Annotated in this window: 21 protein-coding genes; 20 read left to right on the top strand and 1 reads right to left on the bottom strand. The window is 41.6% G+C overall.

Annotation, left to right across the window (positions count from 1 at the left end):
* Window positions 1-18: 18 nt before the first annotated feature.
* From G574_RS0108925 to purH, 5 genes are all read left to right on the top strand, one after another.
* Entirely contained in the window at window positions 19-3738 is a 3720-nt protein-coding gene (locus G574_RS0108925; protein WP_029691898.1) for a phosphoribosylformylglycinamidine synthase, read from the top strand.
* Window positions 3739-3751: 13 nt separating this feature from the next.
* Window positions 3752-5203: an amidophosphoribosyltransferase gene (gene purF / locus G574_RS0108920; protein WP_029691897.1), complete on the top strand. Its 1452-nt coding sequence runs from the start codon at window positions 3752-3754 to the stop codon at window positions 5201-5203.
* 71 nt (window positions 5204-5274) lie between these two features.
* Window positions 5275-6294 (top strand): phosphoribosylformylglycinamidine cyclo-ligase, encoded by a 1020-nt coding sequence (gene purM / locus G574_RS0108915; protein ID WP_029691896.1) that lies wholly within the window; start codon window positions 5275-5277, stop codon window positions 6292-6294.
* A gap of 160 nt (window positions 6295-6454) precedes the next feature.
* Entirely contained in the window at window positions 6455-7030 is a 576-nt protein-coding gene (gene purN, locus G574_RS0108910) for a phosphoribosylglycinamide formyltransferase (protein WP_029691895.1), read from the top strand.
* A 207-nt stretch (window positions 7031-7237) separates the two neighbouring features.
* Window positions 7238-8785, top strand: a complete 1548-nt coding sequence (gene purH, locus G574_RS0108905) for a bifunctional phosphoribosylaminoimidazolecarboxamide formyltransferase/IMP cyclohydrolase (RefSeq protein WP_029691892.1) — start codon at window positions 7238-7240, stop codon at window positions 8783-8785.
* A gap of 273 nt (window positions 8786-9058) precedes the next feature.
* Here purH and G574_RS11665 read toward each other — a convergent pair whose 3' ends face one another.
* Window positions 9059-10426, bottom strand: coding sequence for an SH3 domain-containing protein (locus G574_RS11665; RefSeq protein WP_037590720.1), 1368 nt, complete (start codon window positions 10424-10426; stop codon window positions 9059-9061).
* Between the two features lie 218 nt (window positions 10427-10644).
* Here G574_RS11665 and G574_RS0108895 point away from each other — a divergent pair, with 218 nt between their 5' ends.
* From G574_RS0108895 to G574_RS0108815, 15 genes are all read left to right on the top strand, one after another.
* Entirely contained in the window at window positions 10645-11901 is a 1257-nt protein-coding gene (locus G574_RS0108895; protein ID WP_029691890.1) for a LysM peptidoglycan-binding domain-containing protein, read from the top strand.
* 439 nt (window positions 11902-12340) lie between these two features.
* Window positions 12341-13606 carry a phosphoribosylamine--glycine ligase gene (purD, locus tag G574_RS0108890; protein WP_029691889.1) on the top strand — a complete coding sequence of 422 codons (1266 nt, stop codon included), beginning with the start codon at window positions 12341-12343 and terminating at the stop codon, window positions 13604-13606.
* 196 nt (window positions 13607-13802) lie between these two features.
* On the top strand, window positions 13803-14291 hold the full coding sequence (gene purE / locus G574_RS0108885; protein WP_029691888.1) for a 5-(carboxyamino)imidazole ribonucleotide mutase: 489 nt from the start codon (window positions 13803-13805) through the stop codon (window positions 14289-14291).
* On the top strand, window positions 14278-15363 hold the full coding sequence (gene purK / locus G574_RS0108880; RefSeq protein ID WP_029691887.1) for a 5-(carboxyamino)imidazole ribonucleotide synthase: 1086 nt from the start codon (window positions 14278-14280) through the stop codon (window positions 15361-15363). The genes purE and purK overlap by 14 nt, the downstream gene beginning before the upstream one ends.
* A 680-nt stretch (window positions 15364-16043) precedes the next feature.
* Window positions 16044-16910, top strand: a complete 867-nt coding sequence (locus tag G574_RS0108875) for a hypothetical protein (RefSeq protein ID WP_037590718.1) — start codon at window positions 16044-16046, stop codon at window positions 16908-16910.
* Between the two features lie 9 nt (window positions 16911-16919).
* Complete coding sequence (locus tag G574_RS0108870) at window positions 16920-17567, top strand: hypothetical protein (protein ID WP_029691885.1); 648 nt, start codon at window positions 16920-16922, stop codon at window positions 17565-17567.
* Between the two features lie 451 nt (window positions 17568-18018).
* A complete protein-coding gene (purB, locus tag G574_RS0108865) occupies window positions 18019-19311 on the top strand; it encodes an adenylosuccinate lyase (protein ID WP_029691884.1) in 1293 nt (430 codons plus the stop codon).
* Window positions 19312-19413: 102 nt separating this feature from the next.
* Window positions 19414-20322 carry a helix-turn-helix domain-containing protein gene (locus G574_RS0108860; RefSeq protein WP_029691883.1) on the top strand — a complete coding sequence of 303 codons (909 nt, stop codon included), beginning with the start codon at window positions 19414-19416 and terminating at the stop codon, window positions 20320-20322.
* A gap of 317 nt (window positions 20323-20639) precedes the next feature.
* Window positions 20640-21062 (top strand): low molecular weight protein-tyrosine-phosphatase, encoded by a 423-nt coding sequence (locus G574_RS0108845; protein WP_029691882.1) that lies wholly within the window; start codon window positions 20640-20642, stop codon window positions 21060-21062.
* Window positions 21063-21079: 17 nt separating this feature from the next.
* Entirely contained in the window at window positions 21080-21481 is a 402-nt protein-coding gene (locus tag G574_RS0108840; RefSeq protein WP_029691881.1) for an MORN repeat-containing protein, read from the top strand.
* Window positions 21478-23259, top strand: a complete 1782-nt coding sequence (locus G574_RS0108835) for an acyltransferase family protein (RefSeq protein WP_029691880.1) — start codon at window positions 21478-21480, stop codon at window positions 23257-23259. Before G574_RS0108840 ends, G574_RS0108835 begins: the two co-directional genes overlap by 4 nt.
* Before the next feature lie 270 nt (window positions 23260-23529).
* On the top strand, window positions 23530-23886 hold the full coding sequence (locus tag G574_RS0108830; RefSeq protein WP_029691879.1) for a GntR family transcriptional regulator: 357 nt from the start codon (window positions 23530-23532) through the stop codon (window positions 23884-23886).
* Window positions 23879-24706, top strand: a complete 828-nt coding sequence (locus tag G574_RS0108825; protein ID WP_029691878.1) for an ATP-binding cassette domain-containing protein — start codon at window positions 23879-23881, stop codon at window positions 24704-24706. The genes G574_RS0108830 and G574_RS0108825 overlap by 8 nt, the downstream gene beginning before the upstream one ends.
* Before the next feature lie 2 nt (window positions 24707-24708).
* Window positions 24709-25374 (top strand): hypothetical protein, encoded by a 666-nt coding sequence (locus G574_RS0108820; RefSeq protein WP_029691877.1) that lies wholly within the window; start codon window positions 24709-24711, stop codon window positions 25372-25374.
* 162 nt (window positions 25375-25536) lie between these two features.
* Window positions 25537-25788: a hypothetical protein gene (locus tag G574_RS0108815; RefSeq protein WP_037590716.1), complete on the top strand. Its 252-nt coding sequence runs from the start codon at window positions 25537-25539 to the stop codon at window positions 25786-25788.
* Window positions 25789-25968 lie beyond the last annotated feature (180 nt).

Here is a 25968-nt window from a genome sequence, read left to right as displayed (position 1 = left end):
GGGATTGGTAGCTTAGATATGGCGAAACGAATTTTTGTTGAGAAGAAAGCAGATTTTCAGATTAAGGCGGAGGTTTTGCTCAAGGAATTAGTCCACAATTTGCAGTTGAACAGTCTGTCTAGTCTGCGTTTGGTGCAGATTTATGATCTCTTTGGCTTGGAAGAAGACTTGTTTGAGCAGGCAGTCAAGCATATTTTTACAGAACAGGTGACGGATAAGGTCTTGACCGAGCAAGATTTGGCGCTGGATCAGGCTGTTTATTTTGCGATTGAGGCCTTGCCGGGACAATTTGACCAGCGTGCAGCTAGTGCACAGGAAGCTCTATTGCTCTTGGGCAGCCGTCAGGATGCTCGTGTCAATACCGGTCAGCTCTATATTTTGAATGCTGATGTGACAGAGGCAGACTTAACTGCGATTAAGAAATATTTGCTCAACCCAGTTGATTCCCGTTTTAAGGATATGGATGCACCTCTCTTAGCTCAGGAATTTTCTGTATCTGATGCAACAATTCCGACCTTGGACTTTTTTGAAACCTATACGGAAGCAGATTTTGCGGCCTACAAGCGAGAAGTTGGTTTAGCCATGGAAGTGGCAGACTTGCTCTTCATTCAGGACTATTTCAAATCCATCGGACGTGTGCCGACCGAGACAGAACTCAAGGTATTGGATACTTACTGGTCTGACCACTGCCGTCATACGACTTTCGAGACTGAATTGCGTACTATTGATTTTTCAGCGTCACAATTCCAAAAGCAATTGCAGGCAAGCTATGACAAATACTTGGCTATGCGAGAGGAATTAGAGCGGTCTGATAAGCCACAAACCCTCATGGACATGGCAACCATTTTCGGTGGCTACGAGCGTGCCAATGGTCGCTTGGATGATATGGAAGTATCGGACGAAATCAATGCCTGCTCGGTTGAGATTGAAGTGGATGTGGACGGTGTCAAAGAGCCTTGGTTGCTCATGTTTAAGAACGAAACTCACAACCATCCGACGGAAATTGAACCCTTCGGTGGTGCTGCGACCTGTATCGGTGGTGCCATCCGTGACCCGCTTTCTGGTCGTTCATACGTCTATCAGGCCATGCGGATTTCAGGCGCGGGCGACATTACACAGCCTCTTTCTGAGACGCGAGAGGGCAAGTTACCACAGCAGATTATTTCGAAAACGGCTGCGCACGGTTATTCTTCTTACGGCAACCAGATTGGTCTGGCAACGACCTATGTCCGTGAGTATTTCCATCCAGGATTTGTAGCCAAACGGATGGAATTGGGAGCAGTTGTCGGTGCGGTTCCTAAGGAAAATGTAGTCCGTGAGAAACCAGTTGCAGGTGATGTAGTTATCTTGCTAGGTGGTAAGACAGGCCGTGACGGCATTGGTGGTGCAACAGGATCATCCAAGGTTCAGACGGTTGAGTCCGTTGAAACAGCTGGTGCAGAAGTTCAAAAAGGAAATGCCATCGAAGAGCGCAAAATCCAGCGCCTCTTCCGCAATGGCGATGTAACGCGTCTAATCAAGAAGTCCAACGACTTCGGTGCAGGCGGTGTCTGTGTTGCTATCGGCGAATTGGCAGATGGTCTGGAAATTGATTTGGACAAGGTACCCCTCAAATATGCCGGTCTCAATGGGACTGAAATTGCGATTTCTGAGTCGCAAGAGCGCATGGCAGTTGTTGTCCGTCCTCAAGATGTGGAAACCTTCATCGCAGCCTGTGCGACAGAGAATATTCATGCGGTGGTTGTGGCAACAGTCACTGAGAAGGCCAACTTGGTGATGACTTGGAATGGTCAGCGGATTGTCGATATTGAACGAGCTTTCCTAGATACTAACGGTGTGCGCGTGGTGGTTGATGCCAAGGTCCTTGACAAGCCTGTCAACCTTCCAGAAAACCGTCAAACCTCTATAGAAACCCTAGCATCAGATGTGAAAGCTGTCCTGTCAGACCTCAATCATACCAGTCAAAAAGGGCTACAGACCATTTTCGACTCTTCTGTTGGTCGGTCAACAGTCAACCATCCACTCGGTGGTCGCTATCAGTTGACGCCTACAGAGGCTTCTGTCCAAAAAATACCGGTACAGAATGGAATCACTAGAACAGCATCTGTCATGGCCCAAGGCTATCATCCTTATCTAGCGGAGTGGTCGCCTTATCATGGGGCTGCCTATGCTGTTATTGAATCGACAGCTCGCTTGGTTGCGGCAGGTGCCAACTGGTCCAAGGCTCGTTTCTCTTATCAGGAGTATTTTGAGCGGATGGATAAGCAGGCGGAGCGCTTTGGTCAGCCAGTAGCAGCTCTTCTGGGCTCCATTGAGGCGCAGATCCAGCTCGGTTTACCATCTATTGGGGGCAAGGACTCCATGTCAGGAACCTTCGAGGAGTTGACGGTTCCGCCAACCTTGGTTGCGTTTGGGGTAACGACTGCGGATAGTCGCAAGGTTCTCTCACCTGAGTTCAAGGCAGCAGGCCAGTACATTTATTATCTGCCTGGTCAAGCCTTATCAGCAGACATTGATTTTGACTTGGTCAAGTCTAATTTTGAGACTTTTGAAAAATGGCAGAGCCAGTATTCAATTACGGCTGCTAGCGCCGTCAAGTACGGTGGTGTCTTAGAAAATCTGGCTCTGATGACCTTTGGAAATCATATAGGTGCAAGAGTCCAATTAGATCAAGTTGACACTAGTTTGACAGGTCAGTTGGGTGGATTTGTCTTTACTTCAGCAGAAGAAATTGACGGAGCCCTGAAAATCGGTCAAACGACAGCCGACTTTACATTGGTTGTCAATGGTGTCAATCTATCAGGTACAGAATTGCAAGCGGCTTTTGAAGGGACATTAGAAGAAGTCTATCCAACAACATTTGATCAAGCAAGTGACTTGCAGGAAGTTCCAGCCATTGCCTCAGAAGCAGTTATCAGGGCTACAGAAAAAGTTGATCAACCATTGGTTTACATTCCAGTATTCCCGGGAACTAACTCGGAATATGACTCGGCCAAGGCTTTTGAACAGGCTGGCGCTAAGGTCAAATTGGTTCCTTTTGTAACGCTGGATGCGGCAAGTATTGAGCAGTCGGTTGACAACATGGTTGACAACATTGACAAGGCAAATATTCTCTTCTTTGCTGGTGGATTTTCTGCAGCAGATGAGCCAGATGGGTCAGCTAAGTTTATTGTGACTATTTTGCGCAATGCCAAGGTTCGCTCAGCTATTGACAGCTTTATCGAAAAAGGCGGTCTGATCATCGGTATTTGTAATGGATTCCAAGCACTTGTCAAATCTGGACTCTTACCATACGGAAACTTTGAAGAGGCGAATGAAACTAGTCCAACTCTCTTTTACAATGATGCCAATCAGCACGTTGCTAAGATGGTGGAGACGCGGATTGCCAATGTCAATTCACCGTGGTTGGCAGGTGTTCAGGTCGGAGATATTCATGCTATCCCCGTATCGCATGGCGAAGGGAAATTTGTCGTGACAGATGAGGAATTTGCAATCTTGCGTGACAATGGACAAATTTTCAGCCAGTATGTGGACTTTGACGGTCAACCTTCCATGGATAGTCGTTACAATCCGAATGGCTCTAGCCATGCTATCGAGGGAATCACAAGCAAGAACGGTCAAATTATCGGAAAAATGGGACACTCTGAACGCTATGAAGATGGACTTTTCCAAAATATTCCTGGTAAGAAAGATCAAGGTCTCTTCGCAGCAGCGATAAGCTATTTTACTGGAAAATAATTAGGGAAATACGATGAACGAAGTAAAATCACTTAATGAAGAATGTGGCGTTTTTGGTATCTGGGGACACCCTCAAGCAGCCCAAGTCACCTATTTTGGTCTCCACAGTTTGCAACACCGTGGGCAGGAAGGCGCAGGGATTGTTTCTAATGATCAAGGTACTCTAAGAGGTTATCGTGACACGGGCCTCTTGTCAGAAGTCTTTAAAAATCAGGCTGATTTGGATCGCTTAAAAGGGAACGCGGCTATTGGTCATGTCCGCTATGCCACAGCTGGATCGGCAGATATTCGCAACATCCAGCCCTTCCTTTATAAATTTCATGATGGGGAATTTGGTCTTTGCCATAATGGCAACCTGACAAACGCTATCTCTCTCAAGAAAAAGCTGGAAGAGCAGGGAGCTATTTTCAATGCCTCATCGGACACTGAAATCCTCATGCACCTGATCCGTCGTAGTCACAATCCTAGCTTTATGGGCAAGGTCAAGGAAGCTTTGAGTACTGTTAAGGGTGGCTTCGCTTATCTGCTATTGACAGAAGATAAGCTGATGGCAGCTCTGGATCCAAATGCTTTTCGTCCTCTGTCTATAGGGCAGATGCAAAATGGTGCCTGGGTCATTTCCTCTGAGACTTGCGCTTTTGAAGTGGTTGGTGCAGAGTGGGTGCGCGATGTTGAACCTGGTGAGGTCATTGTCATCGATGATGAGGGAATTCACTACGATACCTATACAGACGATACTCAGCTGGCTATTTGTTCCATGGAGTATGTCTACTTTGCTCGTCCCGACTCGACCATTCATGGGGTCAATGTCCACACGGCACGCAAAAATATGGGTAAACGCTTGGCGCAGGAATTTCGACATGAGGCCGATATTGTGGTCGGTGTTCCAAACTCTTCTCTCAGCGCTGCCATGGGCTTTGCTGAGGAATCAGGCTTGCCAAACGAGATGGGACTGGTTAAAAATCAGTACACTCAGCGGACCTTTATTCAGCCGACGCAGGAATTGCGTGAGCAGGGCGTGCGCATGAAGTTGTCTGCCGTTTCAGGTGTGGTCAAGGGCAAGCGGGTGGTTATGATTGATGATTCCATCGTGCGGGGGACCACTAGCCGCAGAATTGTTCAATTATTGAGAGATGCTGGTGCGGCTGAGGTACACGTAGCGATCGGTAGTCCTGAACTCAAGTACCCTTGTTTCTATGGTATTGATATTCAGACCCGTCGGGAGCTGATTTCAGCCAATCATAGCGCTGAGGAAGTGTGTGAGATCATCGGAGCTGACAGTCTGACCTACCTTTCCTTAGATGGGATGATTGAGGCTATTGGATTGAACACGGATGCGCCAAATGGTGGTCTGTGTGTCGCCTACTTTGACGGCAAGTATCCGACCCCTCTCTATGATTATGAAGAAGAGTATATGAGAAGCTTGGAGGAAAAAACTAGCTTTTATATCGAGAAGGTTAAGTAGTTGTCAAGGGATTGACAGTGTTGTAAACTTTGTCAATTTACTGTAAAGCATGATAAAAGAAGGGAAATACTATGTCAAAAAATGCTTATGCTCAGTCGGGAGTTGATGTCGAGGCTGGTTATGAGGTTGTTGAGCGGATTAAAAAGCATGTAGCCCGTACTGAACGACTAGGTGTCATGGGGGCCCTCGGTGGTTTTGGGGGTATGTTTGATTTGACGCAATTAGAAGTCAAGGAGCCTGTGCTGGTTTCTGGGACGGATGGTGTCGGCACCAAGCTCATGCTGGCTATCCAGTACGACAAACACGATACCATCGGTCAGGATTGTGTGGCCATGTGTGTCAACGACATCATTGCTGCTGGTGCAGAGCCACTTTATTTCTTGGACTACATTGCCACTGGCAAAAATGTTCCTGAAAAGTTGGAGCAGGTTGTTGCTGGTGTGGCTGAAGGCTGTGTCCAGGCAGGTTGTGGGCTGATTGGTGGCGAGACGGCTGAGATGCCTGGCATGTACGGCGAGGACGACTACGATTTGGCTGGTTTTGCGGTTGGTATTGCAGAAAAATCCCAGCTCATCGACGGCAGCAAGGTCAAAGAAGGCGATATCTTGCTCGGCTTGGCCTCAAGTGGTATCCACTCCAACGGTTACTCGCTGGTGCGCCGGGTCTTTGCGGATTTTGATGGGGACGCTCTGTTACCAGAGCTCAATGGCAGAGCGCTTAAGGACGTCCTTCTTGAACCGACCCGTATCTATGTCCAACAGGTACTGCCACTGGTAAAAGCAGGCCTCGTCAACGGTATTGCCCATATCACTGGTGGTGGCTTTATCGAAAATGTCCCTCGTATGTTTGCCGATGATTTGGCGGCAGAAATCGAAGAAAATAAGATCCCTGTATTGCCAATCTTTACAGCTCTTGAAAAATACGGCGCTATCAAGCATGAAGAAATGTTTGAAATCTTTAACATGGGGATTGGTCTAATCTTGGCTGTCTCTCCGGAAAACGTAGAAGAAGTGCGCGCCTTGATGGACGAAGAAGTTTACGAAATTGGTCGCATCATCAAAAAAGTTGATGCAAGTGTGGTAATTAAGTAAAAATATACTAGAAAGGAATGTTTAGTTAACTTGCTTAACTGAACAGGGGATTAAATTCCTATGAAAAGAGATAAAACTAGCTAGAAGCAAGCGTTGTCGTTAGTTTTCCTATTTTTCTACGGAATTTTTCGGCAAGCCGAATCATCCCTTTGTATCGAATATGAAAATTGCGGTATTTGCTTCTGGTTCGGGTTCCAATTTTCAGGTTATCGCAGAGCAATTTCCAGTAGAGTTTGTCTTTTCAGACCACAGAGATGCCTATGTGCTCGATCGTGCCAAGACACTCGGAGTGAAGGCCTACGCTTTTGAACTCAAGGAATTTGAAAACAAGGTAGCCTACGAACAAGCCTTGATTGACTTGCTAGATAAACATGAAATCGACTTGGTCTGCTTGGCCGGCTATATGAAAATCGTTGGACCGACTTTACTGACAGCCTATGAAGGTAAGATGATCAATATCCACCCGACTTACTTGCCTGAATTTCCTGGTGCTCACGGCATCGAAGATGCTTGGCAGGCTGGTGTTGATCAGTCGGGCGTTACCATTCACTGGGTGGACAGTGGTGTTGACACGGGGAAGATTATCAAGCAGGTGCGCGTGCCGAGATTTGAAAAGGACACCCGTGAGAGTTTCGAAGAGCGCATACATGATGCGGAATACCAGCTCTATACAGAGGTTCTGGAGATCTTGGGAATTAAGAGGAGAACAGCTAGCGACTGTCAGGTTGCCCAATAGATGTTTCTTGCTGTAGTGAAAAGACGATTGATAACAAATCAATCGTCTTGGAAGCTTTTGAGATTTTGGCTCAAAAGTTAGAAATGAAATCCCGAAGGGAGTTACCTCCATCCGCACCACTTAAAAGAAACACAAAAATAAAACGGGGTTTAAATAAGTCGCCTCCAATTAACGCTTTAAAGCGGAAAGAACTGAAAGGAAATCATCATGACAAAACGTGCCCTAATCAGCGTTTCAGATAAGACAGGTATTGTAGAATTTGCTAAAGAATTGACCACTTTGGGTTGGGAAATTATCTCGACTGGTGGTACAAAGACAGCTTTGGATCAGGCGGGGGTGCCGACGATTGCTATTGACGATGTGACAGGTTTTCCAGAGATGATGGACGGTCGTGTCAAGACCCTTCATCCCAAAATCCACGGCGGACTCTTGGCTCGTCGGGACTTGGATAGCCACCTGGATGCGGCAAAAACGCATGACATTGGGCTCATTGATTTGGTGGTTGTCAACCTCTATCCTTTCAAAGAGACCATTTTGCGACCAGACGTGACCTACGATTTGGCAGTAGAAAATATCGACATTGGCGGACCGTCCATGCTTCGTTCGGCAGCTAAAAATCATGCTAGCGTGACCGTTGTCGTGGATCCAGCGGACTATGCAACTATTTTGGAAGAATTCAAAGCAGATGGTGACACCTCATACGAAACGCGTCAAGCTTTGGCAGCTAAAGTCTTCCGTCACACGGCAGCTTATGATGCTTTGATTGCAGACTACTTTACTAAGCAAGTTGGTGAAAGCAATCCAGAAAAATTGACCCTCACCTACGATCTAAACCAGTCCATGCGCTACGGTGAAAATCCGCAACAGAACGCTGATTTCTACCAAAATGCTATTCCGACGGATTATTCGATTGCTTCTGCCAAGCAACTCAATGGTAAGGAATTGTCCTTCAATAACATTCGTGACGCTGACGCTGCTATTCGCATTATCCGTGACTTCAAGGGCCGTCCGACAGTTGTGGCCCTAAAGCATATGAACCCTTGTGGTGTCGGTCAAGCTGATACCATCGAGGCTGCTTGGGACAATGCGTATGAGGCAGATCCAGTATCGATTTTCGGTGGTATCGTCGTACTGAACAGAGAAGTTGACGCTGCGACGGCAGAAAAGATGCATCCAATTTTCTTAGAAATCATCATCGCACCGAGCTACTCGGCTGATGCGCTAGCCATTTTGACCAATAAAAAGAAAAATCTTCGGATTTTGGAACTGGCCTTTGACGCACAGGACGCAAGTGAAGTCGAAAAAGAGTATACAGGCGTTGTCGGTGGTATGCTGGTACAGGACCAAGACGGGGTGGAGGAAAGCCCAGCTGACTGGAAGGTAGTGACCGACCGCCAACCATCTGAGCAGGAAGCGACAGCTCTTGAGTTTGCCTGGAAATCTATTAAATATGTCAAATCAAATGGTATTTTAATTGCCAATGATCACATGACACTTGGCGTAGGACCTGGACAAACCAACCGCGTGGCCTCTGTCCGAATCGCTATCGAGCAAGCCAAGAACCGCTTGGATGGCGCTGTTTTGGCCTCAGATGCCTTCTTCCCATTTGCGGATAATATCGAAGAAATTGCTGCGGCGGGGATTAAGGCCATCATCCAACCCGGTGGTTCGGTCCGCGACCAAGACTCTATTGATGCCGCAAACAAACATGGCATTGCCATGGTCTTTACAGGTGTGAGACATTTTAGACATTAAGATATTATGTTAAGGTTTGTGAAAGAAAAGTTTAAGTTAGGATTAAGCTAGAGGCATTATACTAAAGTCACTCCTAAATAATATGAACACAGTGGTTAGCACAACTGACTAGTGTGAGCATTTCTTTTTCATAATCTCCTAAGAAGCTCGGCATGTCCGGGCTTTTTTTGCAACATAAATGCCCCTCTACCGTAGAATAGAGGGGGTATTGGTACTGTTAGCTGCTATTGATAATGAATAATGCTAGGGTGATGGAAACGGAATAACCATTTATTATTTGACTACTTTGGTTGTAGCTACCCAAGTGTCTCGACTACCGATTTTGACACTGACAGTATTATTTGTAGTATTAACTTTAGTGACCTTATATTTACCAGGAATGGAGAAATATTCTCCTGGATAAAGCACTTGATCTCCGTAAGTTTTTCCGGATTTATCAGTCTCTACAACTGGGGTGGGATCGATATAGTGAAGAGAGGTGGGGGTTTTACCTGCTAAATCACTGCTTGTAATGAACCCTCCACTAACGTTAGACGTGACTTTAAAAGTACCTGGCAGAGTAACGGAATCGCCAACGGCGATATCTGTTGATTTAGACGATGCTGTCGTGGCTGAAGTTGTTGGCGTTGTATTGGTTAATTTTGAAATGGGGATGTAGCGTCTTACGCCACTTCCACTCATGTAACTGATCCATTTGTAGCCATCTGCCTCTAAAACCTTGTCATAAAATACAGATTGTCCTTTATCGTAGTAGGCAACCTCTGTGGCTGATATTTTTGGTTCATTTTTAATAGAAACGCGGCTAGTAAATTGATAGTTCCCGCTTGATGCTAGAGAGCTGTTGTTCGTTTGAGGGGTAGTCACGGGTGTGGCTGTCACTGTGTTGGTTAATTTAGTGATCGGAATATAGCGTCTTAAGCCGCTTGAACTCATGTAACTGATCCATTTGTAGCCATCTGCTTCTAAAATTTTGTCATAAAATACAGATTGTCCCTTATCGTAGTAAGCTAGCTCAGGACTAGAGAATTTTGGCTCTCCTTTAATAGAAGCACGGCTGGTAAATTGATAGGTGCCACTTGAAGATATAGCAACTGGTGAAGCAGTCACGGTTGTTTGTGTAGTGGATTTGGTTGCTGAAGTTGTCAAGTCTTTGAAGTGGATGTAACCAGACACCTTACTTTTATGGAAGGTTCGTTTCCAATATTTTTCTGGTCCTTGACCGGAATCAAAATTATATTCCTCGATAGTGACCATATCTCCATTGACCTCGGCTACCCAGGCGACATGGCCATAACTCCCTGCACCATTGACGCCATTGCCGAACCAGGCCACAGACCCAACAGCAGGATTCATGTCGACACGATAGCCTTGACTGCGTGCGACACTCCCCCATGTAATAGCATTACCGTAGCCCCCGGGAAGTGTGAAGCCATTAGCTGAACTTAATCGAAAAGCAACAAATGATGTGCATTGCCGTTTGTACATGCCCCAGGTATCAGGGCCCCATCCAGACTTCCACTGAAGGGGATAGTTATCTCCTAAAACAGCAGCCTGAGCAGAGGATGCTCCAGCTGATAGAGCTGTTCCCGCCAAGATGAGTGTGAGTGCACTTACAGATGCCAACTTAGATTTAAATGTCATTCAATTTCCTCCTGCTTACCTATTCGAAAGTTCGAAGGAAGAGATTGACTTTTTTTGAAAATCATGACAGAAAATGACAAAATAGCTAATTTGTGTAACAAAAAAGTCTAATATTACAAGCGCACAACAGTTTATTTAAAGTGCCTTCCAAAGGCTTTTGGATTAAGAAAAGTATGTTACTATGGATGAGTTAATAAAAAAGAATAGGCAGTACTAAAATGAAATTTAATCAAAAAGTTCTTTTGGCATCAACCGTAACCCTCTCTCTATTTTCGGGAATAGCTGCGCAAGCTGACGAAGTATCTTGGACACCACGTACAGTGGATGAAATCAAATCAGATATTGTAAACCGTCAAGAATCGTCAACCTATGTTATTCAGTATGGTGACACTCTTAGTACCATTTCAGAAGCGATGGGTATCGACATGAATGTCCTTGCTAATATCAATCAGATTGCAAACTTGGATTTAATTTTTCCAGAAACCATTTTAAAAACAACTGTTGACCAAAATAACCAGGTGACTTCAGTGGAAATTCAAGCGCCATCTGCTAACGAAGAAGCAGTTGTAGCATCAGCTGACTTGACAACGAATGAAGTTACTGTGGCCGATGAAACTATTCAGGTTGATGATTTAACAGCTCCTGTAGAGGCAGTTACAAGTGAATCAAGTCAAGCAGTATTAGAGTCAGCTACATCGAGCTCAGAAGTCTCTATGACAGATGACCAGGTATCATCTGAATCATCAGATCAAATTAGTGAAAATCTTTTAGCTTCGTCTGAAGTAGCCTTAGAAGCAACACCAAGCTCGGAAAATCATTTAGAAGCAAGCTCAGAAGAAGTGACAACGTCTACAGCAAGTTCCGAATCAGCAGCATTACCAGAAATCGCTAATGTCTCTTCACAAGTTTTAGAAGCTACTTCAACAAGTGCTGCAAGTTCCGAATCGATGACGACGGTTAGTCAGGCCATTTCCCAGGTTGTGTCAGCTACAGCTAGCACCTCAACGAGCACTGTTCAAACAGCTTCATCGAGCGTAGCTAGTACTTCAGCAAGTGTAGCAGCCAATCAAAGTCAGGTAGCTGCTACATCTACAGCAACTCAATCAGCAACATCAGCAAGTACAAATGCTGCAAATGCAGGGCTTCAACCACAAGTCGCAGCTTACAAAGAGGAAGTTGCTAGCCGTTTTGGTATCACGTCATTCAGCTTGTATCGCCCAGGCTCTGATGACCATGGTAAAGGTTTGGCAGTAGACTTTATGGTACCAGTTAGCTCATCTTTAGGTGATCAAGTGGCACAAGATGCCATTAATAATATGTCTAGTCGAGGCATTTCTTATGTTATTTGGAAACAACGTTTCTACGCACCATACAATAGTATCTACGGACCAGCTTACACCTGGAATCCAATGCCTGATCGTGGCGGTGTGACGGCTAATCATTATGACCATGTCCATGTCTCATTTAACGGATAGTTATTAGCTGTAAAAAGCTGATGTTTCCCAGACTTATTTTAGGAAATTTTAAGCAAGCATATTTATAATGTACTTATTCCTAAATAACTTTTTCATAATCTCCTAAAAACCACCGGCTTGTACCGGTGGTTTTTTATATTATTTAGACCATGTTGCTCCCACTATAGAAAATTATCCATCTGAAATGGTGGCAATGATGGTATAGTTTATGAGGCTAATCTCTATGAAACGAACTTTTTTACTCAAGGGTCAAATTTTATCAGGTAAACACATTGAATTACGAACAAATATGTTACAATAGTTAATATAAATTCGTTAAACGAAAGGGATTGAACGCGATTAGAAGTTGCTGCTTTTGGTGAAATATGGGATTGTTACATATACAGTACTGTTTTGCTAAAAGTAGATTACTTTCTGGTCGTTCTTGGTATTTTGTGTTATGAAAGTGTTGGTCGTTGGTTCGGGTGGTCGTGAGCACGCTATCGCAAAGAAATTATTAGAATCTGAAAAGGTTTCTCAGGTCTTTGTGGCTCCAGGAAATGACGGGATGACCTTGGACGGTCTGGAAAGGGTTGAAATCGGAATTTCCGAACATTCAGAGCTGATTGCATTCGCTAAAGAAAATGATATTGCTTGGACTTTTGTTGGTCCAGACGATGCTTTAGCAGCAGGCATCGTCGATGATTTTGAAGAGGCGGGACTAAAGGCCTTTGGACCAAGTCGTCTAGCCGCGGAGCTGGAGTGGTCAAAAGATTTTGCTAAGCAAATCATGGTCAAATACGGCATTCCAACAGCAGCTTTTGGCACATTTTCCGATTTTGAAAAAGCAAAAGCCTACATCGTGGAGCAGGGCGCCCCTATCGTGGTCAAGGCGGACGGCTTAGCGCTAGGCAAGGGTGTCGTCGTGGCAGAAACGGTCGAGCAGGCAGTTGAAGCAGCGCGTGAGATGCTCTTGGATAATAAATTTGGCGATTCTGGTGCCCGTGTGGTCATCGAGGAATTCCTTGACGGAGAAGAGTTTTCTCTTTTTGCTTTTGTCAATGGCGAGAACTTCTACATCCTGCCAACAGCCCAAGACCACAAGCGTGCTTTTGATGGAGATGAGGGGCCAAACACTGGTGGTATGGGTGCCTATGCGCCGGTTCCTCATCTATCTCAAAGCGTGCTTGATACTGCGGTGGAGACCATTATCCAGCCCACCCTCCAAGGCATGATTGCCGAAGGACGTCCCTATCTTGGCGTTCTCTATGCTGGTTTGATTTTGACCGACCAAGGTCCTAAAGTCATTGAGTTCAATTCTCGTTTTGGCGACCCTGAGACGCAGATTATCCTGCCTCGTCTGACCTCTGATTTTGCGCAGAACATTATAGACATTTTGGATAAAAAGACTCCTGACATCACTTGGCTTGAAGATGGTGTGACTCTCGGTGTGGTTGTCGCTTCTGAAGGTTATCCTCTCGCTTACGAGAAAGGCATTGAGTTACCAGACAAGACCTCTGGCGATATTGTTACCTATTACGCCGGTGCGCGTTTTGCGGAAAATGGCAAAGCACTGCTCTCAAGCGGTGGACGTGTTTACATGCTAGTCACCACAGCAGACACCGTCCAAGCTGCGCAGGAAAAAATCTACAAAGAACTAGACAATCAAAACACCGATGGACTCTTTTACCGAAACGACATCGGAAGCAAAGCGATTAAGGATTAGAAACACAACTGAATCAGCGAGGCGAAACCTCGCAAAGCCGGTATTTTTCGCTGTGGTAAAAAGACAAACAATCATGGAATGATTGTTTGTCTCGGAAGTTTTGAGACCTTAGGCTGAAAACTTAGTCAAGGAACTCCGAAGGGGGTCTCTGCCGTCCGTACCACTTAAGAAAAATACCAAAAAAGGAATTATAATTATGAAACCTATTATTTCTATCATCATGGGCTCCAGCTCCGACTGGACAACCATGCAAAAAGCAGCAGACATCTTGGATAAATTCCAAGTTTCCTACGAGAAAAAAGTTGTTTCAGCCCACCGCACACCCGACCTCATGTTCAAGCATGCAGAAGAAGCGCGCGACCGTGGTATCAAAATCATCATTGCAGGAGCTGGTGGTGCAGCCCATTTGCCAGGCATGGTAGCTGCAAAAACAACCCTTCCTGTTATCGGTGTACCGGTCAAATCACGTGCTCTTTCAGGACTGGACTCTCTTTATTCCATTGTCCAAATGCCAGGTGGTGTGCCAGTCGCAACCATGGCAATCGGCGAAGCAGGTGCGACCAATGCTGCTTTAACAGCGCTACGGATCTTGTCTATCGAAGACAGCAAAATCGCTGAACAGCTCAGCCATTTCCAAGAGGAGCAAGGAAAAATCGCGGAGGCTATGACAGATGAACTCAACTAAGACAATCGGGATTATTGGTGGCGGTCAGCTAGGTCAAATGATGGCGATTTCAGCCATCTACATGGGGCACAAGATCATCACGCTGGATCCGTCCGCAGATTGCCCAGCCTCACGTGTGTCTGAAGTCATCGTGGCAGCCTATGACGACGTTGAAGCCTTGCGTGAGCTGGCAGAGCGTTGCGACGTCCTCACTTACGAGTTTGAAAACGTGGACGCGGATAGTCTGGATGCCGTCGTGACAGGCAATCAACTCCCTCAAGGAACGGACCTCCTGCGTATTTGTCAGAACCGTATCACCGAGAAGGAATTCCTCTCTCAAAAAGCTGGCGTAGCCGTGGCACCTTACAAGGTTGTGACTTCAAGCGCGGATTTGGACGACATCGGCTTGACCAAAAAGCAGGTCCTCAAGACATCGACAGGTGGTTATGACGGCCATGGGCAAGTGGTTATTTCATCTCCAGAAGATCTAGCCCAAGCCCGTGATTTGGCGGACTCAACGGCTTGTGTTTTGGAGGAATTCGTCACATTCGACTTGGAGATTTCAGTGATTGTGTCGGGCAATGGAGCTGATTTTACCGTCTTTCCAGTTCAAGAAAACATCCACCGCAACAACATCCTATCAAAAACCATTGCACCTGCTCGCATCTCTAATCAACTAGCGGAAAAGGCTAAATCAATGGCTTTACAAATCGCCAAACAGTTGGATTTATCAGGAACCCTCTGTGTGGAAATGTTCGCCACAGCAGATGACATCATCGTCAACGAAATCGCACCACGCCCCCACAACTCAGGGCATTACTCCATCGAGGCTTGTGACTTCTCGCAGTTTGACACCCATATCTTGGGTATTTTGGGACAACCACTCCCTCAAATCCATCAACATGCGCCAGCCGTTATGCTCAACGTCCTCGGCCAACATGTGGAAGCCGCCCAAACCTATGTACAGAACAACCCTAGCGCTCACCTCCACCTTTATGGTAAACTAGAAGCGAAACACAATCGCAAAATGGGACATGTGACGGTGTTGAAGGAAGATGAAGTGGAGTTTGGGGAAGGGACTGTTTTTCAATAAAATTGGATACAGGCTTCATGCTTTTATTGAAAGGCTAAGTATGATAAAACACTGTCTTTGAATTTGTTTGTAGTAAATATCACTTGTGAGGGTGTTGTCGGTTGATAATTGGATACTTTTGTTCTTATTTTAACGTTAATTATTGCCTTTATCAGTAGTATAGTAGGCTTAGAACTTATTTCAAATATATTAATAGACTATGTTCATGAAATTTATGTGTATTAGAGAAAATCAAACAATCGTTAAAATACAGGAATGATTTTAATTCGGACTATTATGATTTATATTGGAGGTTAACTCAGTAGAATTTAAAGTTGCTATTTAATATTATTGTCTTTGTTGTACTTTATAAAGCTTTAGTAAATGGTATCATTAATTCGTTTTTTTGGTCAGGATAGACATTGTCCATTATTACTGGGGATTTAATTTGTATTTTGTAAAGAAATTGACTAAGAATGATGATGTTTATTAGGAATTTATGATAAAAAAATAGAACTGTACCTTTTATACAAGGGATGAAAAGGAAATATTAAAGAAGTTAAAATAAAGTATAAAAAACTTCAGAGAGTGAGCAAAGAGCTACTATGCACTTTGCTTCTAAATATCAACATTTATAGTTGTCGCTTGTATGTAGACTTGCTTTAAATTAAGAGAAAACTGACTATAGTCGTAAAAAGTATGTGATAGTTTTTGAAAGTAAAGTTATGCTAGCATTAATGATTTATAGAAAGGAATATTTTCAGAAGAATATGCTTAATAGAGAGAAGAGAATAGTAGTCAGTTTATTAAAACTTATAATTCCGGGAGTACTTGGAATTATGTTACTGATTTATGTAACTGGAAAAAGTATGAAAGAAATTTTTTCAGATGGTAATGTTATGGCTATTTGGATTGTTGCATTTCCTACGTTATATGTCTGGATGAATGACTTAGAGGGTAAAAGACTTGAGAATGATCAGACCAAAATAGATGTATTTTTAAATTTGCAAGGTAATTTGGAAGAAAAATATATAAAAATTATAGATAAAGAGCAGAAGTCGAATTCTGAAGTTGCTCTTTTAATGGAAATTGATAAATTTCTTAATTATCTTTCGAAATATAGTCAAAGAATAGTAAATTTGGATAATAATTTTTATGGAATTGATTTGTCAAAACTCTACATTATATTATCAAAGATTGACGGCACCCAAGAAAATCAAATGAAAGCAGATCTTTTAAGAGAGAAAATCATATCGTATATTTTTACTACATTTGACAGAGATGATTTAAGAATACAAACAAATTTTTTAAGTGAGTTGCAATCTTTTCAAAATATTGATTTTTCAAAAATGAAAAATCTAAATAGAGGTCGGATGGAGGGAACGCCTGAAATTAGATTTGAGAAATGTACTATTGACTTAGATAATTTTAACTACTTTTTATTAAGTGATGCTGATTTAATATTAAAATCATGTAGATTTGTCCGTTCTTCTATTTTGTTCAGTAATATTAACGTAAATAAAAATGACTTGGAATCAAAATATGGATTTAGAATTGTTGAGGAGTAAGTATAAAGTATGAGTGAAAAATTTTTAGATAGACGCCCAGAAGATACAATTGAATTTTTTGATTCTTTTGACGTAGAGTATTTTGAACTTGAGATTACAGATAAAAATTTTATCAATTCAAAGGCTCAGAAAGATAAAGTTGCAATTGAAATTGTTGATAAAAAGAAAGATTTGGAAATAAAGGACTCTGAAGTATCGGTAAGGTATAGCTCTAATTATGCTGATGAAGAAATGAAAACTAAGAAACCTAGGTCATATGTTTCTGATAGAGGATGGCAAAGTTGGCATTCAATTGATCTACAATTAAAGGATATTGATACAAAATCTAAAAAGATTACTATTGACAACCTAAAATTATCTGAAGCGATATTATATTATGCTTTTATCACACCATATCAAAAAAAATTCCAAGTTTTGCTTTTTTCAAAGGAAAACTTGGAACGCTTAATTCAAAAGAAGATTAAAAAATCTTCATACAGCATTTATAAGAATTCACAAAATAAACAATATGCTAAGTTCAATTTTTACTTTACTACAAGTGTAGAAGGTGGTGAAGATAGTGGGGTTAAAGATAAAAACAATGTGACTATCTTTTTAAATGATAAGATGCCATTTTTGCAAAGAATGATAGTGAAAATAAAAAATATTTTTAACTAATACTTCTTTATATTGGAACTTCAATTTCATAGTTTACTAAATTTAAACAGGCTTATTATATTTGTTTAATTTATCCAATCTAGAAAGTTTAGAAGAAGATAAGTTTAATAAATCAAAAAAACAACAGAAAGGAACGGGTACGAGTTAGTGTAACTGAGCCCGGTCGGAAAGCTCGTAAGAAGCTAAACCGCCTTTCCTAGAAATCTAAGGAACTAAATTTAAAAAATTATAGAAAGGAACAAGGGTACTCGTATTCGTTGAACTGAATACGGGCTACGGACTTCCTTAAATCACAAAATCTTAAGACACAAAAGAAAGGAGTGAGGGTGTTACCGAGTATTTGAACTCGGGCTAAAAGCGTCGGAAAAAAGATAAACTTCCTTGTGTGCAAGCACACAGCGTCAGTTTCCTATTTTTCTCTCGCTTTCTTAACGCCCTCTGTATCATAACTATGATCGAACGTTACTCTCGCCCTGAGATGGCGAACATTTGGAGTGAAGAAAATAAATACCGTGCTTGGCTTGAGGTGGAAATCCTCGCTGATGAGGCATGGGCTGAGTTGGGAGAAATTCCTAAGGAAGATGTGGCGAAAATTCGTGAGAATGCAGATTTTGACATCGACCGTATTTTGGAAATCGAGCAAGAAACACGCCATGACGTGGTGGCTTTCACGCGTGCCGTGTCTGAAACACTTGGCGAAGAGCGCAAGTGGGTTCACTATGGTTTGACCTCAACCGACGTGGTGGACACAGCCTACGGCTACCTTTACAAACAAGCCAACGACATAATCCGTAAAGACCTTGAGAACTTTACAAATATCGTGGCTGACAAGGCGCGTGAGCACAAGATGACCATCATGATGGGTCGTACACACGGGGTTCATGCTGAGCCAACAACTTTTGGTCTTAAGTTGGCTACTTGGTACAGCGAAATGAAGCGTAACCAAGAGCGTTTCGAGCGTGCAGCAGCTGGCGTTGAAGCTGGTAAAATTTCAGGTGCAGTCGGTAACTTTGCCAATATCCCACCATTCGTGGAGGAGTATGTCTGTGGTAAACTCGGCATTCGTCCACAAGAGATTTCAACTCAGGTCTTGCCTCGTGACCTCCATGCGGAGTACTTTGCCGTGCTAGCAAGCATTGCGACATCAATCGAGCGCATGGCAACTGAGATTCGTGGGCTTCAAAAATCTGAGCAGCGTGAGGTGGAGGAATTCTTCGCCAAAGGCCAAAAAGGTAGCTCAGCAATGCCACACAAACGGAATCCAATCGGTTCTGAAAACATGACTGGCTTGGCACGTGTTGTCCGCGGACATATGATCACAGCCTATGAGAACGTTGCTCTCTGGCACGAACGTGATATCTCTCATTCTTCTGCAGAGCGTATTATCACACCAGACACAACTATTCTGATCAACTACATGCTCAATCGTTTTGGGAATATCGTCAAAAACTTGACCGTTTTCCCAGACAATATGCTTCGTAACATGAACTCAACCTTTGGTTTGATTTACAGCCAACGTGTCATGCTCAAGCTGATTGAAAAAGGAATGACGCGTGAAGAAGCTTACGATTTGGTACAACCAAAAACCGCTCATTCATGGGATAACCAAGTCGATTTTAAACCATTGTTAGAATCAGATGAAAAAGTTACATCGCTCCTCACACAAGACGAAATCGACGAACTCTTCAATCCTGTATACTATACAAAACGCGTAGATGACGTTTTCGAACGCCTAGGATTATAAGACAATAAAAAACCTCTATCAACGAGGTTTTTTTGTGGAAAATTTTAAAAAATGAAAATAGACTAAATAATAAATGATATAATGAAAAGGAAAGGGGGTAATATGTTAAAGAATTTTGGAATAAAAGTAAAACAATTACGTATGGATAAAGGAATGACTAGAGAAGAGTTTTGTGAAGATGAATCTGAATTGTCAGTTCGTCAATTGGCTAGAATTGAGCTAGGTGACTCTCTACCAAATTTAAAAAAAGCTATATTTATAGCGAAACGACTGAATATCATGTTGAGTATTTTAACTGATGGTGAAACTTTGGAATTACCTAAAGAGTATTTAAAATTAAAACACTACATCATAAAAATTCCAACTTATTCAGATAGTGAGCGCTTGGCTACAAAAGAAAATTATTTTGATCTGATCTATGAAGAGTATTATGATAATCTTCCAGAAGTTGAAAAACTAGTAATAGATACCTTGCAAGCAACGCATGATTCTCTTGTTACAGAAAATTTCAATTTTGGTGCAGGTATTCTAGGTGACTATTTTGAACAATTAAAGAGAAAAGTACGGTTTGATGAAAATGATCTAGTTTTAATAAATTTATATTTAACATACTTAGATTTAGAAGGATTTAACGGAGAATTTTCAGACGAATATTTTTATGATGGTCTATTTGAGTCTTTTAAAAATCAGTTTCAGGACTTCACTATAGATGAATTAATTATTCTTAATCAAGTACTGATAACAATGTATGCTCTTGTGCTAAAAAATAAAAGTTTAACAAAGATGGAAGAAATCCTTAAGATGATAGATCATATTATGGAAAGAACAAAGGATTTTAGTCGGTTACCAATACAAAAAATCTTAGAGTGGAAATATCAGCTATGTATTGAAGAAAATGAATCTCGTGCAAAAGATAGCTATAATAAAGCATTGCTATTTGCCCAAATGACAGATGATAAGTACTTAGAAGAACAACTTATTGTTGAATGGAACAAGGATACTAAAAAGTGAGTGTATTGAATATATACACTCACTTTTTGGTAAAATTTCCATGACATTTATGACATGTTTATTTCCTGAAATTTTTCTTAAGATAAATTTATTAAAATTTTAGGAGTCTGAAATGAATAAAGTTGTTCGAAAAATATTGTTAGTTGCATTTCTCTTAGTCTTATTAGTTGTACAATTAAAGTTAAATATTAATATAGGAGCTGTTGAATGGTGGAGACTATAGGAGAGGATTATTATGATTATTTTATTGGCATTCCCCCACTATTTGGGTATTTTCCTTGTTACTTTTTTGTTATAATGTTACTAAGGAGTTTCTTATGAAAAAAGTCTGTTTTGTTTGTCTTGGTAATATTTGTCGCAGCCCTATGGCTGAGTTTGTTATGAAGGAACTGGTTGGTGCAGATTGGCAGGTTGAGAGTCGGGCGACATCATCTTGGGAGCATGGCAATCCCATACATACTGGCACACAGTCTATTTTGCAGAGTAAAGGGTATTGGTTTGATCCCAATAAAACTTCACAGCAGGTGACAAGAGAGGATTTGGCCAATTTTGATGTAATTATTGGCATGGACAACCAAAATGTAACAGATTTACGTCGCTTGTCAAATGGTCAATTTGACCAAAAAATTCATCTTTTTTGCGAAGGTGGCGTTCCAGATCCATGGTATACAGGTGATTTTGAAGAAACTTACGCTATTGTTTATCAAGGCTGTCGGGCATGGTTGGCAACATTATCTTAAAACGAAGAGAGAGTCGTATGAAGCAACTGATTGAAGACATCAAAAAGATCAAGCTAACACGAGGTACAGTAGAACTACTGACTGTCGTTATTATCATTATCCTGGGTATGAGTGTTTTTATGATTCCAATAAAGCGCGAAGGTACTTTAACTTACGATAATGGTAGCATCACTTACAGTGGTAAAATTGCCAATAACCGTATGAATGGTCAAGGGAAGTTGACATACAAGAATGGGGATACCTATGAAGGGTCCTTTAAAAATGGTGTTTTCAGTGGTCAAGGAACTTATACCTCTGAAAAAGGATGGACCTATACAGGTGAGTTCAAAAAGGGACAACCAGATGGTCAAGGGACTTTGAAAACAACGAATGGCAAAACTTATAAGGGCAAGTTTAAACAAGGGATTTATCAAAAATGAGAATAAAATGGTTTTCGTTGGTCAGGGTGACAGGGTTATTATTAGTTCTTCTGTATCACTTTTTTAAGGCGCAATTTCCAGGCGGTTTTATTGGAGTTGACATCTTCTTCACCTTTTCTGGTTTCCTGATTACGGCATTGATTATTGATGAGTATGGTCGTACTGAGGCATTTGATCTTTTAGGATTTTTCAAACGGCGTTTTTATCGGATTGTTCCTCCTTTAGTGCTGATGGTTTTGGTCACCATACCATTTACCTTTTTTGTCAAATCAGATTTTGTTGCGGATATTGGTAAACAAGCAGCAGCAACATTAGGATTTACAACAAACTGGTATGAAATTTTCACGGGAAGTAGTTATGAAAGCCAGTTTATCCCTCATCTTTTTGTACATACATGGAGTCTGGCAATTGAGGTTCATTTTTACATTATTTGGGCTGTTGCCATGTGGTTATTGTCCAAACGTCAGCTCGAACCGATAAGATTTAGAGGAACTATTTTTGCTGTTTCAGCCGTCTTGTTCGGTTTAGGCTTTTTGAGTATGTTTATAAGAGCCTTCTTTACAGAAAATCTTTCTCTGATTTATTACTCAACGATCAGTCATAGTTTCGCTTTCTTTCTAGGAGCGATCTTTGCAACGATTTCTGGGGTTTCAGAAGCGACTAACCGTTTCAAGAAAAATAGTCAACTTTGGTCCACAAAACGTGTGATACTGTATTTTGTTGGCAGTTTCTTGATGCTGTTATTGCTGACCTTTGTTTTAGCATTTGACAATCTTCTAACCTTTTTATTTGGTTTTGTATTAGCGACTCTTTTCGCTTCTACAATGATTTATTCAGCACGAGTGCTACATGAAAAAACACCAAATATTAAAGAACCTGCTATGATCAACTTTTTTGCAGATATCAGCTATGGTCTTTACCTTTTCCACTGGCCTTTCTACGTCATTTTTAGTCAGCTCGTGTCGAACTGGTTAGCCGTATTGCTTACGATGTTTTTCTCGATTTTGTTCTCTAGCCTTTCTTTCTATGTTTTGGAACCTTTTATTGCCGGCAAGCAGCCTAAGATTTGGGGACTTGAGTTTGATCTAAGACCTTACTGGAAAATCCTAGTCGGAATTGGTTCTGCTTTAGCGCTTTTGCTAGTCATTGTGAGTGCTATGGCACCCAAAATGGGCAAATTTGAGTCTGATCTCTTAGTCAATTCTCTGAAACAATCGCAAAATAATATCACCAGATCCTATATGGTAACCGCTGGAGATGTTGATGCCCTTAGTGATGTTGCCATTATTGGTGACTCAGTAGCCTTGCGTTCTCAGAATGCCTTTGCTGAAATCATGCCAAAAGCTCAGCTAGATGCGGCAGTCAGTCGTAATTTTGAAGATGCCTATGCTATTTTTCAAAATCAAGCCGATACTGGGAGCTTGGCTCAGACCGTTGTTATCGCTGTAGGAGTCAACTCAACCGCAGGTTATGAAGAGGAAACGCAAAAATATATTGATGGTTTGCCCAAAGGTCATCGCCTGGTCTTTGTGACACCCTATAATGCCAAAGCCATGGGTGATGTTAAGGCTGTCCGCGATTATGAGCTCAAACTAGCCAAGAAATACGATTATGTCGAGGTGGCGGACTGGTACAAGGCTGCTCTCGATCATCCTGAAATTTGGGGTGGCACAGATGGGGTTCACTACTCAGATGCGGATACAGCTGGTGCAGATCTGTACGTCACGACCGTCAATAAAGCAGTCGAAAGAGTGGCTAAGCAACCAGCAAAAAAATAACTAAAATTAACAATACTAATTTTAGGAGCTTCTCCTACTATTGGTATTGTTTTTTATATTATTTAACTGCTCTTACATACGGTTATAAGAAGCCTGTCTCTTAGCGACATTAGCTGTTATTATTAAATCTAGAATTGAGAACACGAAAAAATTTAAAAAAAGTCCTTGTTATTTTAGGAATTATGGGTTATACTTAACCTATGGTTAGTTACTTAAGTAATTAACCGCAAAACCAAGTAGCTATTTAAGATAAAGAAGGTAGGTGTAGATGTGAACGAATCGGTACCCATTTACATGCAAATCTCACAATTTATTGAAGATGAGATTTTAAGTGGCCATTTCAAGGTTGATGACAAAGTGCCATCGACCAATGAATTTGCCAAGATGATGCAAGTCAATCCTGCAACGGCAGGTAAGGGGCTTAACGATCTAGTTGATCAAGATATTCTATATAAAAAAAGAGGAATGGGTATGTATGTAACAGCAGAAGCTAGAGATTTGATTATTGCAAAAAGGCAACAAGCTTTTAGTCAGCAAATGCTTCCCGCCTTTTTACAAGAAGCCAAACGATTAGATATTTCACTGGATCACTTGATTGAGATGATTAAGGAGGAGAAGAATGCTTAAGTTAGAAGAGATTACTAAAAAGTATGGCCGAAAAGTTGTTTTGCAACAGATTAATTTAGAATTTAAAGATCAGGCAGGCGTCTACGGTCTCTTAGGACGCAATGGTGTTGGGAAAACAACCATGATGAAATTGATAAATGACATGATTGCTTCGTATGATGGTCGTGTTAGCACTAGTTTTGATCTAGCCCACATCGTCTTTGTAACAAGTGATGTGTCTGATTATAATAGTGTTTTTCAAGGGAAAATCACAAAACTAATCCGCTATTATGAAAACATGTATCCAAAGTTTGATGCTCATTTTGCCGAAGAACTTCTTGCTCGCTTTAATCTTGATCCAAAGCTCAAAATCAAGAAACTATCAACAGGTAATAAAACATTGGTTTACAATATTTTGGGATTAGCAACTCGAGAAACGGTTACCGTCTTTGACGAACCTACGAATGGTCTTGATTCTGTCAATCGTCAGAAGTTCTTTGACGCTATGTTAGAGGATTATGCGCAACATCCTCGTCTCATTATTTTGTCAACGCACTTGATTCAAGAAGTTGAAAACTACTTGACCCATGTCATTATGCTTAAAGAGACTGCTTTATTGGTTGATGCTAATATTGAGGACGTTCAATCTAGGGCAGTTCGCTTAACGAATGCAGAACTTCCTAACAAATATATCCTTCATCAACGTCAACTGGGAAGCACGACAGAAACTTATCTCTTTGATACGATCACTGAGAAAGATATCCGAGAAGTGACTGGACAAGGTGGACAAGTCGGCTATTACGACCTACAGACACTCTTTAATTATCTAGTGGAGGACTAATCATGAAACGAACGTTAAAACTACGAGGTATGCAACTTTTAGATCATTTAAAAATAGCGGCACTGATTATGCTTGTCTTTGCACTTATTGCAGCTTCATTTATAGTGCTAGCCCTCCTTTTTGGTGATAATAGCACCTTTGATATCCAAAGAGCTTCTTGGATTAATGGTACCTTACAATTTATATCCAGTATCTTCTCTATTTGGACAATCATTGTCTTTTTTACAGATGGGATGTCAGATTTTGACTCAGCTTTGCGATTTGGTAATAAACGCAAGAACTACTTCATTGCTAATTTCTTCATTTACGCTATTATAACCGCAGTGTCGAACTTCTTCTCCTTTTTTGCTGAGAACGAGCACTTACCATCTTGGCAGGATTTCTTGTCAGGATTCGGGACTAGTTTTACTGGTTGTTTTATTATTGCTATCTTTGGATTTGCTATTTACAAATGGGGTTGGAAACTTATCTTCATCCTTCTTGCTATCAATTTCTTGGGTGGAATAGCAGTAGCCATGTTTGGTTTAATATTGCGTGATAGTTTGCCAGTAATCTTTGAAACCCTGTCACAGTTACCAGATTATGCTTACAAGGGTATTGGAGTTTTGATCTTATTAGCGCTTATCTCAGTCTATTATTGGATTATTGCTAAAGTCGAAGTGAAGTAATACCTTAATCTAGGCTTCATGATACCAGCATAGTGTTGGAGTTGTCATAAGGTTTTTAGAGTTTAGAAAATTCTTTTGAAACAGACGAGTCATGTTATTGATGAACAAGGCTCTTAAGCTTAAGTTAGGACAAAGGCATCATTGAAAATAAGGAGCAGTTTAATGACTAACACAGTAGTGATATTAATAATTGCGGGCATCATCGGTTTTCAAACTTTCGCAGGATATCGTGGCAACAAGTACTTGGGACTCATCCTACCTATCCTGTTTATCGGAATTGTCTTCTATATCTTTTTAAAAGGAACTCTAACTTTCTCTCTCAGAGATATCTTAATACCTCTTGTTGGCATACTTTCCTTGGCCATGATTTACGAAAGAGCCAACAAAGCAAGACAGTTGAAGCGTAAAGGATGAGAACATGCCTTTCTATTAGCTGTAAAGTCAGTAGATTTCTAACTTTGGTTAAGCCAAGGAAAAAGCTTTAAATATAACAACTGATATGTTAATGCCAATTCTGATATCAATGACCCCTCCTAATTACTTGGGAGGGGTTTTATTTATAGAAAATTAAAAGTGGATAACCCCTTATTGCTA

Source organism: Streptococcus hyovaginalis DSM 12219 (assembly GCF_000420785.1).
Taxonomy (GTDB): domain Bacteria; phylum Bacillota; class Bacilli; order Lactobacillales; family Streptococcaceae; genus Streptococcus; species Streptococcus hyovaginalis.
The sequence above is the reverse complement of the archived record's forward strand: the minus strand, read 5'-3'. Positions and strand labels throughout refer to the sequence as shown.

What these genes read in the sequence shown, in the direction of transcription:
- G574_RS0108835 (WP_029691880.1), top strand. Translation starts at nt 21,478, where the DNA reads ATGAGAATAAAATGGTTTTCGTTGGTCAGGGTGACAGGGTTATTATTA.
- G574_RS0108815 (WP_037590716.1), top strand. Translation starts at nt 25,537, where the DNA reads ATGACTAACACAGTAGTGATATTAATAATTGCGGGCATCATCGGTTTT.
- purD (WP_029691889.1), top strand. Translation starts at nt 12,341, where the DNA reads ATGAAAGTGTTGGTCGTTGGTTCGGGTGGTCGTGAGCACGCTATCGCA.
- purK (WP_029691887.1), top strand. Translation starts at nt 14,278, where the DNA reads ATGAACTCAACTAAGACAATCGGGATTATTGGTGGCGGTCAGCTAGGT.
- G574_RS0108840 (WP_029691881.1), top strand. Translation starts at nt 21,080, where the DNA reads ATGAAGCAACTGATTGAAGACATCAAAAAGATCAAGCTAACACGAGGT.
- G574_RS0108870 (WP_029691885.1), top strand. Translation starts at nt 16,920, where the DNA reads ATGAGTGAAAAATTTTTAGATAGACGCCCAGAAGATACAATTGAATTT.
- purB (WP_029691884.1), top strand. Translation starts at nt 18,019, where the DNA reads ATGATCGAACGTTACTCTCGCCCTGAGATGGCGAACATTTGGAGTGAA.
- G574_RS0108825 (WP_029691878.1), top strand. Translation starts at nt 23,879, where the DNA reads ATGCTTAAGTTAGAAGAGATTACTAAAAAGTATGGCCGAAAAGTTGTT.
- purM (WP_029691896.1), top strand. Translation starts at nt 5,275, where the DNA reads ATGTCAAAAAATGCTTATGCTCAGTCGGGAGTTGATGTCGAGGCTGGT.
- G574_RS0108895 (WP_029691890.1), top strand. Translation starts at nt 10,645, where the DNA reads ATGAAATTTAATCAAAAAGTTCTTTTGGCATCAACCGTAACCCTCTCT.
- G574_RS11665 (WP_037590720.1), bottom strand. Translation starts at nt 10,426, where the DNA reads ATGACATTTAAATCTAAGTTGGCATCTGTAAGTGCACTCACACTCATC.
- purF (WP_029691897.1), top strand. Translation starts at nt 3,752, where the DNA reads ATGAACGAAGTAAAATCACTTAATGAAGAATGTGGCGTTTTTGGTATC.
- purE (WP_029691888.1), top strand. Translation starts at nt 13,803, where the DNA reads ATGAAACCTATTATTTCTATCATCATGGGCTCCAGCTCCGACTGGACA.
- purN (WP_029691895.1), top strand. Translation starts at nt 6,455, where the DNA reads ATGAAAATTGCGGTATTTGCTTCTGGTTCGGGTTCCAATTTTCAGGTT.
- G574_RS0108860 (WP_029691883.1), top strand. Translation starts at nt 19,414, where the DNA reads ATGTTAAAGAATTTTGGAATAAAAGTAAAACAATTACGTATGGATAAA.
- G574_RS0108845 (WP_029691882.1), top strand. Translation starts at nt 20,640, where the DNA reads ATGAAAAAAGTCTGTTTTGTTTGTCTTGGTAATATTTGTCGCAGCCCT.
- G574_RS0108925 (WP_029691898.1), top strand. Translation starts at nt 19, where the DNA reads ATGGCGAAACGAATTTTTGTTGAGAAGAAAGCAGATTTTCAGATTAAG.
- G574_RS0108820 (WP_029691877.1), top strand. Translation starts at nt 24,709, where the DNA reads ATGAAACGAACGTTAAAACTACGAGGTATGCAACTTTTAGATCATTTA.
- purH (WP_029691892.1), top strand. Translation starts at nt 7,238, where the DNA reads ATGACAAAACGTGCCCTAATCAGCGTTTCAGATAAGACAGGTATTGTA.